Origin of the sequence: Algibacter sp. R77976 (genome assembly GCF_044594645.1) — a bacterium.
In the GTDB taxonomy this organism is placed as follows: domain Bacteria; phylum Bacteroidota; class Bacteroidia; order Flavobacteriales; family Flavobacteriaceae; genus Algibacter_B.
Genome location: NZ_CP138989.1, coordinates 1,255,208 through 1,267,975, shown reverse-complemented (window position 1 = coordinate 1,267,975; position 12,768 = coordinate 1,255,208). Strand labels below are relative to the sequence as shown.

The window sequence follows — 12,768 nt, the reverse complement described above, 5'->3', positions numbered from 1 at the left end:
TAAATTATTATGTTAACTTACTTAAAGAAACACATATTCACCCTAAGCTTTGTTTCTATTTCTTTTTTAGTTTTTAATTGTTCCAAAAACGACGACATTAAAAAAGACACTTCCGAAACTATCGAAATCGACTTTGTAAAAAGCCTTGGTGGATCAAAAAATGAAATCGCTCAGTCTGTTATAAAAACATCAGATGGTGGATACGCTATCCTAGGATATACCCAAAGTATGGATGGGGATATTACCAACAAATCAAATGAATCTTTTGATTATTGGCTGCTAAAATACAATACAGATGATGTGCTTCAATGGCAAAAAACTTATGGCGGAAGTGATGATGACAGAGGCAATAGTATTATTCAAACTACCGATGGTGGATATGCTATATTAGGTTTTAGCAAAAGTAGCGATGGGAATGTCACAACAAATAATGGCGCTCACGATTTCTGGGTTTCTAAATTAGATGCCTCTGGAACTATTTTATGGGAGAAAAATTACGGATTCCTTGGTGCAGATATTGGTAATGCCATAATACAAACTAACGATGGCGGATTTCTATTAACTGGTGTTATAGATGTTTCTGCTTCAAACGGCGAAGGAAACAGTAAAAATATTTCATCAAAAACCACCAAAGTTCAACACGCAGGAGGTGATTATTGGGCAATAAAAATAGATGCTTTAGGAGAAAAGCAATGGAGCAGATACTACGGAGGTACTTTTACCGACACACCTTATGATGTTATTCAAACAGAAGACAGCGGTTATATATTAGTTGGCTCTTCAGATAGCGCAGATGTTGACATAAATAACAACAAAGGCACATACGATTTTTGGATTGTTAAGATATCTGAAACAGGAACTTTAATTTGGGAAAAATCTTTTGGTGGCTCTCAAACAGATGAAGCAAGAGCGATTGTAAAATCTAACGATGGCAACTATATTATTGTTGGCGATACTAGAAGTAACGATTTAGACGTTTCAATTAACCACGGGGCTGCAGATTTATGGGCAATTAAAATATCACCAACAGGACACCTTATTTGGGAGAAATCTTTTGGTGGTAATAGTTTTGATGTAGCACGTTCTATTTCTAAAACTCAAAACGGAGACTTTATTATTTCTGGAAGCTCAAGAAGTTTAGATGGTGATTTAACCAATAATAATGGTCAAAATGATGCCTGGGTAATAAAAATTGACACTCAAGGTGCTCTAAAATGGCAAAAGACAATTGGTGGTTCTCAAATTGATTTTGCTTATGATGTTGTAGAACTTGACAATAAATCAATAATAGCTGTTGGTGAAACTAGTAGTGCAGATAGTGATGTTAAAGACAACAAAGGATTTTCAGACTTGCTAATTTTTAAATTAAAATAACATTTAACAATGAAAAGATTAATCCCCTTATTTCTTATTCTACTAGTTATAACTACTTCTTGTAGTGAAGACCTTGACGACAAAGTTTCTATAGTAAATACCACCTTTAATTTTAGCCATAATTGGGACGGCACTTTGGTTACAAATTCAGATTTCAACACCATTAAATTCACTAATGAACACGGCGAAGAATTAAGCATAGAAAGGTTCCGCTACCTTATATCTAAAATAACGTTTTATAAAACTGACGGTAGCACAACCGTACTAGAAGGCTACAATTTAGTTGACCTCACTAATAACAAAAACCTATCTTTTACACCAACCACATTTTTAGAAACTGGTACTTATAGTGATGTAACTTTTACTTTTGGTTTTAATAACGAAGACAACTTAAACAACTACACAGACTTAAACACAGCGTCTTGGAATGTTCCTGAAATGTTAGGCGGCGGTTACCATTATATGCAATTTGACGGTAAATTTTTAAATGCTTCAGATGAAGAACAAGGTTTTAATTACCACGCTATAAGAGCTGCAGATAACCCAGGTGCAAACCCAACATTTCCTCAAGACACTTTTTTCAATGTAAGCCTCGGTGCTGTAACCATAACAAATAATGTTACTTTTAATATTGAAATGAATATTGCCGAATGGTTTAAAAACCCGCATCGTTGGGATTTAAACGTTTTAAATCAAATGTTAATGCCTAATTCATTGGCACAAATCATGATGTATGATAACGGACAAAATGTGTTTAGTTTAGAATCTGTAAATCAATAATTATTTTGAGAATACGGCAACTACATATTATTCTATTGGTACTTTGTTTTTCTTGTGAAAACGAATCCGTTGAACACTATGCAGCTACCCCAAGTCCGCTTGACATTCCAAAGATTTTTGAAGACAATATCCTAGCACCCGTAATTCCTATTGGTAATCCTCAAACTATTGAAGGTATAGCTTTAGGAAAGAAATTATTTTTCGATCCTATTTTATCTTCAAATAATACACAAGCCTGTGCAGATTGCCATACTCCAGAAAATGCATTTACAGATTCAGATAGGTTTAGCGATGGTGTAGATGGCATGTTTGGAAATAGAAATTCCATGCCGCTTTTCAATTTAGCATGGAATTATGATGAGAAGTTCTTTTGGGATGGTAATACATTTAGTTTAGAACATCAAGCTTTTGTACCAGTTTCAGATCCTATAGAAATGAATAGTAACTGGACTGAAGTTGAACAAAAACTGCAACAACACTCAGAATATCCCGTTTTATTCGAGCAAGCTTTTGGGGTTTCAAAAATAGACTCAACATTTATAACAAACGCTATTGCTCAATTTGAGCGCACTCTAATTTCATCAAACTCAAAATTTGATAAATATCTTTTAGGTGAAGTAACATTAAGCCCAGAAGAACTTAATGGTTTCAATATTTTTATGGACGAAGCTAAAGGCGATTGTTTTCATTGCCATGGAAGTGATAAAAATCCACTTTGGACCGATAATATATTTCACAACAATGGTTTAGATGAAACGTTTACCGATTTAGGATTAGGAGCAGTAACAGGTGATCCTGCAGATAATGGTAAGTTTAAATCTCCTTCACTTAGAAATCTAGAATTTACAGCGCCATATATGCATGATGGTAGATTTGCTACATTAGATGAAGTCATCAACCATTACAGCGAAGGTTTAAAAAACTCTTCAACCATAGATCCTTTAATGAAAAAAGTTACACAAGGTGGAGTCGGTTTATCAGAGCTTGAAAAAGCTGATTTAAAAGCCTTTTTATTGTCCTTATCAGATCACGAATTCATAGACAATCCCAAGTTTAAAATAGAATAATACTACAAAAAATGATGTATTTCGTCGAAAATTAAAGCTCTTAATCTGGTTTTTAATTAAATTTAATTAATTTAGCCATGATAATGGATATTTAATTAAATTAAGATTCATCAAAAGATTTTTTCATGAGTAGAAAAATAACTTCTAACCTTTTTTGTGCAACCTACGGGCACAACTACTTTCGATTAAGCGAAGCTAATGCAAATACGCCTGAGCTTATCTGTAAATGTTGCAAAGGGTATTTTAAATTTGAAAATGATGGTTCTATAACAGCAGTTTCTCATAAAGAGAACGTGAAATTTTCATCACTTCTTTACAGAAAAAAAACTGCTTAAACTTCAAAAAAACACCAACACTATCATCCAATTACGTTAGTTAACAGCCTTTATTTGAGTCCTTCATAAATTGATAAGTAAAACCTATCAAGCCATATGCTAATATAATGTTAGGTTATTGGATTTTCAGGGACTTATATTGTATATTTGTACTCTATTTAGAAACTGTCTTAATAAATAAAATATTAATTCACAACTAAATTTAATAAAAAAATAATATGATAAAAGTCTCTGAAACAGCAAAAAAGAAAGTAATTGAGCTTATGACCGACGACGGTTATAATGCCACTACTGACTATGTACGCGTTGGAGTAAAAAGTGGTGGATGTTCTGGTTTATCTTACGATTTAAAGTTTGATAAAGAAAAACAAGAAGACGATAAGGTTTTTGAAGATAATGATATCAAAATCATAGTCGACAAAAAAAGTTTCTTATACCTAATTGGAACAACATTAGAATATTCAGGAGGATTAAACGGAACAGGTTTCGTCTTTAATAACCCAAACGCTAACCGAACTTGCGGTTGTGGCGAATCATTTTCACTATAAAATTAAGAAAGCATTATGTCGAAGTATACCGAGGATGATTTACGTGAAGAATTAAAAACCAAAGAATACGAATACGGGTTTTATACTGATATAGAATCTGAAACTTTTCCTATTGGTTTAAATGAAGATATTGTTCGCGCTATTTCCAAAAAGAAGGAAGAGCCAGAATGGATGACTGAATGGCGTTTAGAAGCTTTTAAAGTTTGGAAAGATATGACAGAGCCAGAATGGGCTAATGTCAATTACGAAAAACCAGATTTTCAAGCTATAGCCTACTATTCTGCGCCTACAGCAGTAGACCCGAATAAAACTCTAGACGATGTAGATCCAGATTTATTAGCGATGTACAAAAAGTTAGGAATTTCTGTTGATGAACAGAAAAAGATGAACAACATTGCTATGGACATTGTTGTCGATTCGGTTTCAGTAGCAACTACATTCAAGGAGACATTAGCAGAAAAAGGCATTATTTTCATGAGTATTTCTGAAGCTATAAAAGAGCATCCAGAACTTGTGAAAAAATATTTAGGAACAATCGTTCCAACAAAAGATAATTTTTATGCGGCATTAAATTCAGCTGTGTTTAGTGATGGAAGTTTCTGTTATATTCCTAAAGGCGTGCGTTGCCCAATGGAATTATCTACATATTTCAGAATTAATCAAGCTGGTACAGGTCAATTTGAAAGAACACTTTTAATTGCTGATGAAGGTAGTTATGTAAGTTACCTTGAAGGTTGTACTGCGCCAAGTCGTGATGAAAACCAATTACACGCTGCAGTTGTAGAGCTAATTGCTTTAGATGATGCTGAGATTAAATACTCAACAGTTCAAAACTGGTTCCCAGGAAATGCAGAAGGTAAAGGTGGTGTTTACAACTTTGTTACTAAGCGTGGTTTATGCGAGAAAAACGCAAAAATTTCATGGACACAGGTTGAAACAGGCTCTGCGGTTACTTGGAAATATCCATCTTGTATATTAAAAGGTGATAATTCGGTTGGTGAGTTTTACTCAATAGCTGTAACCAACAATTACCAACAAGCTGATACAGGCACAAAAATGATTCACTTAGGGAAAAACACTAAGTCAACCATTATTTCAAAAGGAATTTCGGCTGGAAAATCGCAAAACAGTTACCGTGGTTTAGTTCAGATAAATTCAAGAGCAGAAAACGCACGTAACTTTTCACAATGTGATAGTTTATTAATGGGTGATGAATGTGGAGCACATACCTTCCCATATATAGAAGCTAAAAACAAAACAGCAAAAATAGAGCACGAAGCAACAACTAGTAAAATTGGTGAAGATCAAATTTTCTATTGTAACCAACGTGGTATAGATACTGAAAAAGCCATTGCATTAATTGTAAATGGTTTTAGTAAAGAAGTTTTAAACAAGCTTCCCATGGAATTTGCAGTTGAAGCCCAAAAATTATTAGAAATAAGTTTAGAAGGAAGTGTAGGTTAAATGTCATTTCTGTAGAAGCAGGAATCTCATTAATTGAATCGAAAATTTAATAAAAATGAAAAAAATAGTTTTTATTGTATTAACACTAATTGTAATTACAAGTTGTAAAAACGACACTAAATCAGAGCAAAATCAAGACATCATCGTTTCAGAAGATTCTGAAAAAACAGCAAAACAAAGTGATGGCCTAACCCTTTTAAAAGGTGAATTTGTCTATTATGATGGCGCCGCAGTTTTACAAACGCATGCCGAAATTTATGGTGTTTTAATTACAGATAAACTTGAAGAATTAAACAAACAAGCACAACAATATAAAACAGAACCTACCGATATGGTTCTAGTTGAAATACGAGGAAAAATTACAAACGAAAAAGACGACAAAATTCTTTGGGAAAATAAATTAGAAGTGGTTGAAATATTAAATATTAAACCAACTCCAAAAGAAGAAAAAAACGTTATAAAACTAGGAAATCAACAAGAATAAAAAACACAAATTACAAACTTTAAATTCCACTCATAATTTATTCAAACTTGTAATTGGAATTTTGTTTTTGTTATTTGGAATTTTAAAAATAAAGTATGTTAAAAATAAATAATTTACACGCAAGTGTTGAAGACAAAAGCATCTTAAAAGGAATTAATCTTGAAGTAAAAGCAGGTGAAGTTCATGCTATTATGGGACCAAACGGTTCTGGAAAAAGTACATTGGCTTCTGTTATTGCAGGAAAAGAAGAATATGAAGTTACCGACGGAAGTATCTTTTTAGAGAATGAAGACATAGATGAATTAGCTGCTGAAGAACGCGCACACAAAGGCGTATTTTTATCATTTCAATATCCTGTTGAAATTCCTGGAGTTTCTGTAACAAACTTTATAAAAACAGCAATAAACTCAAATCGTAAAGCAAAAGGGTTAGCAGATATGCCTGCTAAAGACATGTTGAAAATGATTCGTGATAAATCTGAGTTATTAGAAATAGATAGAAAATTTTTATCACGTTCTTTAAACGAAGGGTTTTCTGGAGGAGAGAAGAAACGTAACGAGATTTTTCAAATGGCTATGTTAGAACCAAAATTAGCTATTCTAGACGAAACAGATTCTGGATTAGATATCGATGCGCTTCGTATTGTAGCTAACGGTGTAAACAAATTAAAAAGTAAAGACAACGCTGTCGTTGTAATTACTCACTACCAACGTTTGTTAGACTATATCGTTCCTGATTTTGTTCACGTATTATACAACGGAAAAATTGTAAAATCTGGAGGTAAGGAACTAGCGCATGAGTTAGAAGAAAAAGGATACGACTGGATAAAAGAAGAAGTGAACGCGTAAAAAGAGTCACAGTATTCAGTCATGGTTTGCACTTGCTTACTCAAAACTGATTACTCTAAAGCTTAAAAAATAGTAAACAGTACTTTCTTGGTTTTTATTTTACTGAAAACTGGGACTGCGACTGAAAACTGAAAACAATGGATTTAAAAGAAAAATTAGTATCATCATTTTTAGCATTCGAAAACAGTACCGATATAGATAGTTATGTTCACGATGTAAGATCTGAAGCTATTAAAACATTCGAAGAAAAAGGCTTCCCTACAAAAAAGGAAGAAGCTTGGAAATACACCTCTTTAAATAGTGTTTTAAAAGAAGACTATAGCGTTTTCCCTAAACAAGTAAACGTATTAGAATACAAAGATGTTAAAAAGTACTTTATTCATGATATAGATACTTACAAAATCATTTTTATTGATGGTAAGTACTCTTCACACCTATCGCAAACAACGCACGATGGTATAGATGTGTGTTTAATGTCTTCGGCTTTAAACAAACCAAAATATCAATTAATTATTGAAAATTATTTCAATAAAGCGGCTACAAAAGATAGTTTACCAGCATTAAATACTGCATTTTCTTGTGAGGGTGCATATATTAATATTCCAAAAAACAAAATAGTATCTAAACCTATTCAGATTCTGCATTTTTCAACAGGAAATGAATCTGCAACCATGCTACAACCGCGTAACCTAATTGTAGTTGGCGAGAATTCGCATGTACAAATTATAGAACGCCATCAAAGTTTAACTAATAATCCTGTTTTAACAAATAGTGTTACCGAAATATTTACAGGTAAACGCGCCATTGCAGATTATTACAAGATTCAAAACGATAACGAAAACGCTTCTTTAATAGATAATACATTTATTAAACAAAAAAGAGAAAGCATCGCATCAGTTCATACATTTTCATTTGGAGGAAAGTTAATACGTAATAATTTAAACTTCTATCAAGAAGGCGAGCGTATGGACTCTATCTTAAAAGGTGTCACTATCATTAGTAACAAACAACACGTAGACCATAACACGTTAGTTCATCATACAGAACCTAACTGCGAGAGTCACCAAGATTATAAAGGTATTTTTGCCGAGAGTTCAACTGGCGTTTTTAACGGAAAAATTATTGTTGACAAAAAAGCGCAGAAAACAAACGCTTTTCAATCAAACAACAACATATTATTAAGCGATAAAGCCACAATAAATAGTAAGCCACAATTAGAAATTTTTGCAGACGATGTAAAATGCTCGCACGGTTGTACTATTGGTCAGCTTGACGATAGCGCTATGTTTTATATGCAATCGCGTGGTATTCCAGAAAAAGAAGCTAAAGCGCTTTTAATGTATGCCTTTAGTAACGATATTTTAAGTTCGGTTAAAATTCCAGAATTAAAACAACGTATTACATCAATTATCGCAAATAAACTAGGCGTAAATATTGGGTTCGACCTATAAACATTTTTTGTAATTCCCTCGAAGGAGGGAATCCAATAAATAAAACTAAAATTCTAATTATTTGAAGCTAATCCCGCTTTCGGCAAAAGTTTATCCTGAGCGGAGTCGAAGGGCTAGCAAGAGGAGCTTCAACAAATGCCTCAATCGGGGCTAGATCATCTGCTATGTTCAATGTAGAAGCCATAAGAAAAGACTTCCCGATACTTTCTCGCAAAGTAAACGGCAAGCGCTTAGTGTATTTTGATAATGCTGCAACATCGCAAACACCTAAACAGGTTATAGATGCTATTGTAGATTATTATTTAAATTTCAACGCCAATATTCATCGTGGGGTACATACATTAAGCCAAGAAGCTACTGATTTATACGAGCAAGCACGCCATAAAATACAAGCTCATTTCAATGCGAAGTTCTCGCACGAAATCATTTTCACTTCAGGAACAACACACAGTATTAATCTTGTTGCAAATGGCTTTACAACCTTATTAAAAAAAGGAGACGACATTATAGTATCTGCTCTGGAGCATCATAGTAACATTGTGCCTTGGCAAATGTTATGCGAACGTACAGGCGCTAGTTTAAAAGTTATCCCAATGAATGAAGATGGCGAACTAGTCATTTCAGAATTCGATAAATTACTATCCACAAACACCAAATTGGTATTTGTAAATCATATTTCTAACGCGTTAGGAACTATAAACCCTATAGAGTACATTATTAAAAAGGCACACGAATTTGGAGCTGCTGTTTTAGTAGATGGCGCACAATCTGCACCGCATATAAAACCAGATGTTCAAGCATTGGATGTCGATTTCTATGTAACCTCTGCTCACAAAATTTGTGGTCCAACGGGTGTAGGTATGTTATATGGTAAAGAAGAGTGGCTAAACAAACTTCCACCCTATCAAGGAGGTGGGGAAATGATTGCCGAAGTTAGTTTCGAAAAAACAACATATGCCGATTTACCACATAAATTTGAAGCCGGAACACCAAATATTTGTGGTGGTATTGCTTTTGGAACTGCTTTAGATTATATGAATAACATTGGTTTCGATGCTATTGCAGCTTACGAAAACGAGTTGTTACAATACGGTACAGAAAAACTTTTAGAAATTGAAGGTTTAAAAATCTACGGAACATCTAAACATAAAACGTCTGTAATTTCTTTTAACCTAGAAGGCATTCATCCGTACGATGTTGGAACTATTTTAGATAAACTAGGCATAGCAGTTAGAACGGGACACCATTGTGCACAACCTATCATGGATTTTTATAAAATTCCAGGAACAGTAAGAGCCTCTTTTGCTTTTTATAATACCAAAGCAGAAATAGATATTTTAGTTGAAGGTGTTAAGAAAGCTAAAATGATGCTCTCTTAATTATTTTTGGCTTCCTTTTTGTACTATTGGTTTTCAACAAATTTATAATTTAATGAAATTTTTAATAATACTCTTATCGCTAGTTACTATTCAGAAAAGCTGTGATCATTCAAAAATAAATCAAGACAACATATCTTTAGAATATACTGCTTCATCAAGAAACACTTATAAATTAGTATTAATTAATAAAAAAACTATTTCATTAACCACTAAAAGAGGGCGTAATCCTATTGTAAAATATTGTAATGAAGAAAACTGGAATAGTATTATAAAATTACTTCAACCTATTAACGTTGAAACCATTTCAGCATTAGAACCACCTAGTAAAGATCATCAATTTGATGGTGCAGCCATGGCCAGATTAAAAATTATTTATGATGGTAATACATACAAAACCCAAAGTTTCGACCATGGTAATGCGCCAGAAGAAATAGAGGCTTTAGTTAAAGAAATCTTATCAATAGCCGAAAACATTGAATAGAAACATTTCTTATTGTATTTTTGTATAAAATTGAAACTATGAGTATTGAAGACATTCAAAATGAAATTATAGACGAATTCTCAATGTTTGAAGATTGGGAAGAGCGTTACCAGTATATGATTGATTTAGGGAAAGATTTACCCTTAATTGACGACCAATATAAAACAGACAGCAATATTATTAAAGGCTGCCAAAGTAAAGTTTGGGTTCATGCCGAAATGAGCAATGATAAAATTGAATTCACAGCAGATAGCGATGCCATAATTACTAAGGGTATTATTGCTATTTTAATTCGAACGTTTTCAAATCAGCATCCAAAAGATATTATTCATGCCAACACCGATTTTATTGATAAAATTGGATTAAAAGAGCATTTATCGCCAACAAGAGCTAATGGATTAGTTAGTATGGTGAAGCAATTAAAAATGTATGCTATCGCATACCAAACACAGTTAAATTAAGTTTAATGGTTGATACGTTTAACCGTTTAAACAACTCAACAAATAAACGTTTAAACATTTAAAGAAATGAGTGAAACAATAGATACTGCCGAGTTAGGCGAAAAAATAGTAAACGTACTTAAATCGATTTACGATCCAGAAATACCGGTCGACATATACGAACTAGGTTTAATCTACGATGTATTTGTTAACGAAGATTACGATGTAAAAATCTTAATGACCTTAACAACTCCTAACTGCCCAGTTGCAGAAACCTTGCCTTTAGAAGTTGAAGAGAAAGTAAAATCGCTTAATGAGGTAAAAGATGCCGAGGTTGAAATTACATTCGACCCACCATGGACACAGGAGTTAATGAGTGAAGAAGCGAAACTAGAATTAGGGATGCTGTAAAATTAGTTGACAGTTGCAGTCACAGTTTTCAGCACAGCTTAACAACACACAACTAAACAACATTCTTCCTTGAAAGACGAAATTATAAATCGCGTAGCGAATAGTAAATTAGTAACAATAGACCTTGAGGATTATTATCCAAAAGGTAACCGTATACTGTTTGATATTAAAGATTGGCTTTTTGAAGGCTTTGTGCTTCGCGAAAAAGACTTTAGAGCTCAGGTTAGCGAATTTGACTGGAGCCAATATCAAGATCAATATGTTGCACTAACTTGCAGTACTGATGCTATTATTCCAGGTTGGGCTTACATGCTTTTAAGTATTCAACTAGAACCCTATGCAAAAAAAGTTATTGTTGGTAGTTTAGATAATTTAGAGACTTCAATCTATCAAGATATTATCAATAATCTAGATATTTCAGACTTTAAAGACAAGCCTATTATTATAAAAGGCTGTGCTAATAAACCGGTGCCTCAAAACGCTTACATTATGTTAACCAGCAAGTTAAAGCCAATAGCTAAAACTATTATGTATGGCGAAGCTTGTTCTTCTGTACCACTTTTTAAGAAAAAGTAATTTTTATGTGACTAAACTTTTTTTGTTGCGTCTAAATAGTATATTTGCAAAAAATTTTAACAAAAATTAAAATCATGAAAAAATTATTTTTCACTTTATTATTATGTGTTAGCGTTGTATCATTAAACGCTCAAACAAAAGAAGAATTACAAGCTCAAAAAGCTGAAAAACAAGCCATAGCAGATGCTGCTCAAGGTGAAGCTAATGCTTTACAAGCTAAAATTGATGCGCTTCCAGGATGGAGAAAAGGTGCTTTTGGTACTATTGGTGGTAGCTTATCTAACTTTAACAATTGGTACGCTCAAGGTTCGCCTAACAATGCTTCTGGTAACATTGGGTTTACAGTAAATGCTTTTGCTAATTTAATTGAAGATAAATTCTTTTGGAGAAACTCTTTAACAACAAACCTAAATTGGGTAAAGTTTGATGATAAGGACGATCCTTCAGACGACGATGGATTTAGAACTGGAACAGATGTTTTTAATATCTCTTCTTTATACGGTAGAAATATTGCTAAAAACTTAGCTGTTTCTGGTTTAGCTGAATACAGAACGACGTTATTAGACAACTTTAATGACCCTGGTTATTTAGATGTTGGTGTTGGTTTAACTTGGACTCCAATTGAAAACTTTATATTAGTTGTACACCCATTAAACTACAACTTTGTTTTTGCTGATGGTGATTCAGTTTTCGAATCTTCTTTAGGTGCAAAAATAGTTGCTGATTATACAAGACAAATTGGAGCTGTAAACTTCAAGACAAACTTATCTGCTTTCCAAAGCTATAAGTCTGGAGATTACTCGAACTGGACATGGTCTAACTCTTTTAGCTACACGCTATGGAAAATGATTGGTGTTGGTTTTGATTTTGGTTTAAGAAACAACAAACAAGAAGCTTTAAACTACTCTATTGAAACTCTAGGTAATACTGATGAAACTTTTGATAGTGTTGATAACGACTTACAAACATATTACACACTTGGTTTAAGCTACAGTTTCTAATTAGCTTTAATTAATAAAATTATAATGCGCTTTCTTGAAAAAGGAAGCGCATTTTTTTTGGTTTAAGAACTATCAAAAAATGCTTGAATTCGTCAGAAAAATTGACTAAATTCGTTTAGCGTCTGATGT

General features: G+C 33.1%; 15 protein-coding genes. All 15 read left to right on the top strand.

Translation table 11 applies throughout. The features are described 5' to 3' along the window. Nucleotides 1-9: 9 nt before the first annotated feature. A complete protein-coding gene (locus tag SJY43_RS05435; protein WP_396602832.1) occupies nt 10-1,374 on the top strand; it encodes a hypothetical protein in 1,365 nt (454 codons plus the stop codon). 9 nt (nt 1,375-1,383) lie between these two features. Next, nucleotides 1,384-2,154, top strand: a complete 771-nt coding sequence (locus SJY43_RS05430; RefSeq protein ID WP_396602831.1) for an MbnP family protein — start codon at nt 1,384-1,386, stop codon at nt 2,152-2,154. Between the two features lie 5 nt (nt 2,155-2,159). Continuing rightward, nucleotides 2,160-3,221 carry a cytochrome-c peroxidase gene (locus SJY43_RS05425; RefSeq protein ID WP_396602830.1) on the top strand — a complete coding sequence of 354 codons (1,062 nt, stop codon included), beginning with the start codon at nt 2,160-2,162 and terminating at the stop codon, nt 3,219-3,221. A gap of 125 nt (nt 3,222-3,346) precedes the next feature. After that, a complete protein-coding gene (locus tag SJY43_RS05420) occupies nt 3,347-3,556 on the top strand; it encodes a hypothetical protein (RefSeq protein WP_396602829.1) in 210 nt (69 codons plus the stop codon). A 218-nt stretch (nt 3,557-3,774) separates the two neighbouring features. After that, the gene (locus SJY43_RS05415) at nt 3,775-4,104 is read left to right on the top strand and encodes a HesB/IscA family protein (RefSeq protein WP_396602828.1); all 330 of its coding nucleotides are present in this window, start codon (nt 3,775-3,777) and stop codon (nt 4,102-4,104) included. 15 nt (nt 4,105-4,119) lie between these two features. Beyond that, on the top strand, nt 4,120-5,568 hold the full coding sequence (gene sufB, locus SJY43_RS05410; RefSeq protein WP_396602827.1) for a Fe-S cluster assembly protein SufB: 1,449 nt from the start codon (nt 4,120-4,122) through the stop codon (nt 5,566-5,568). Between the two features lie 55 nt (nt 5,569-5,623). Then, a complete protein-coding gene (locus SJY43_RS05405) occupies nt 5,624-6,052 on the top strand; it encodes a hypothetical protein (protein ID WP_396602826.1) in 429 nt (142 codons plus the stop codon). Between the two features lie 95 nt (nt 6,053-6,147). After that, a complete protein-coding gene (gene sufC / locus SJY43_RS05400) occupies nt 6,148-6,900 on the top strand; it encodes a Fe-S cluster assembly ATPase SufC (protein ID WP_396602825.1) in 753 nt (250 codons plus the stop codon). A gap of 137 nt (nt 6,901-7,037) precedes the next feature. Next, on the top strand, nt 7,038-8,351 hold the full coding sequence (sufD, locus tag SJY43_RS05395) for a Fe-S cluster assembly protein SufD (RefSeq protein ID WP_396602824.1): 1,314 nt from the start codon (nt 7,038-7,040) through the stop codon (nt 8,349-8,351). A 164-nt stretch (nt 8,352-8,515) separates the two neighbouring features. Then, nucleotides 8,516-9,730: an aminotransferase class V-fold PLP-dependent enzyme gene (locus SJY43_RS05390; RefSeq protein WP_396602823.1), complete on the top strand. Its 1,215-nt coding sequence runs from the start codon at nt 8,516-8,518 to the stop codon at nt 9,728-9,730. A 52-nt stretch (nt 9,731-9,782) separates the two neighbouring features. Then, the gene (locus SJY43_RS05385) at nt 9,783-10,211 is read left to right on the top strand and encodes a hypothetical protein (protein WP_396602822.1); all 429 of its coding nucleotides are present in this window, start codon (nt 9,783-9,785) and stop codon (nt 10,209-10,211) included. Between the two features lie 38 nt (nt 10,212-10,249). Next, on the top strand, nt 10,250-10,672 hold the full coding sequence (locus tag SJY43_RS05380) for a SufE family protein (RefSeq protein ID WP_396602821.1): 423 nt from the start codon (nt 10,250-10,252) through the stop codon (nt 10,670-10,672). A gap of 66 nt (nt 10,673-10,738) precedes the next feature. After that, complete coding sequence (locus SJY43_RS05375; RefSeq protein ID WP_396602820.1) at nt 10,739-11,062, top strand: DUF59 domain-containing protein; 324 nt, start codon at nt 10,739-10,741, stop codon at nt 11,060-11,062. 69 nt (nt 11,063-11,131) lie between these two features. Next, nucleotides 11,132-11,638 carry a DUF2480 family protein gene (locus SJY43_RS05370; RefSeq protein ID WP_396602819.1) on the top strand — a complete coding sequence of 169 codons (507 nt, stop codon included), beginning with the start codon at nt 11,132-11,134 and terminating at the stop codon, nt 11,636-11,638. A 74-nt stretch (nt 11,639-11,712) separates the two neighbouring features. Continuing rightward, nucleotides 11,713-12,639 carry a DUF3078 domain-containing protein gene (locus tag SJY43_RS05365; RefSeq protein WP_396602818.1) on the top strand — a complete coding sequence of 309 codons (927 nt, stop codon included), beginning with the start codon at nt 11,713-11,715 and terminating at the stop codon, nt 12,637-12,639. Nucleotides 12,640-12,768 lie beyond the last annotated feature (129 nt).

Bases quoted from the DNA above. Each gene is read 5' to 3' on its own strand.
- SJY43_RS05365 (WP_396602818.1), top strand. From the start codon at position 11,713: ATGAAAAAATTATTTTTCACTTTATTATTATGTGTTAGCGTTGTATCA.
- SJY43_RS05415 (WP_396602828.1), top strand. From the start codon at position 3,775: ATGATAAAAGTCTCTGAAACAGCAAAAAAGAAAGTAATTGAGCTTATG.
- SJY43_RS05405 (WP_396602826.1), top strand. From the start codon at position 5,624: ATGAAAAAAATAGTTTTTATTGTATTAACACTAATTGTAATTACAAGT.
- SJY43_RS05380 (WP_396602821.1), top strand. From the start codon at position 10,250: ATGAGTATTGAAGACATTCAAAATGAAATTATAGACGAATTCTCAATG.
- SJY43_RS05420 (WP_396602829.1), top strand. From the start codon at position 3,347: ATGAGTAGAAAAATAACTTCTAACCTTTTTTGTGCAACCTACGGGCAC.
- sufC (WP_396602825.1), top strand. From the start codon at position 6,148: ATGTTAAAAATAAATAATTTACACGCAAGTGTTGAAGACAAAAGCATC.
- SJY43_RS05430 (WP_396602831.1), top strand. From the start codon at position 1,384: ATGAAAAGATTAATCCCCTTATTTCTTATTCTACTAGTTATAACTACT.
- sufB (WP_396602827.1), top strand. From the start codon at position 4,120: ATGTCGAAGTATACCGAGGATGATTTACGTGAAGAATTAAAAACCAAA.
- sufD (WP_396602824.1), top strand. From the start codon at position 7,038: ATGGATTTAAAAGAAAAATTAGTATCATCATTTTTAGCATTCGAAAAC.
- SJY43_RS05390 (WP_396602823.1), top strand. From the start codon at position 8,516: ATGTTCAATGTAGAAGCCATAAGAAAAGACTTCCCGATACTTTCTCGC.
- SJY43_RS05385 (WP_396602822.1), top strand. From the start codon at position 9,783: ATGAAATTTTTAATAATACTCTTATCGCTAGTTACTATTCAGAAAAGC.
- SJY43_RS05375 (WP_396602820.1), top strand. From the start codon at position 10,739: ATGAGTGAAACAATAGATACTGCCGAGTTAGGCGAAAAAATAGTAAAC.
- SJY43_RS05435 (WP_396602832.1), top strand. From the start codon at position 10: ATGTTAACTTACTTAAAGAAACACATATTCACCCTAAGCTTTGTTTCT.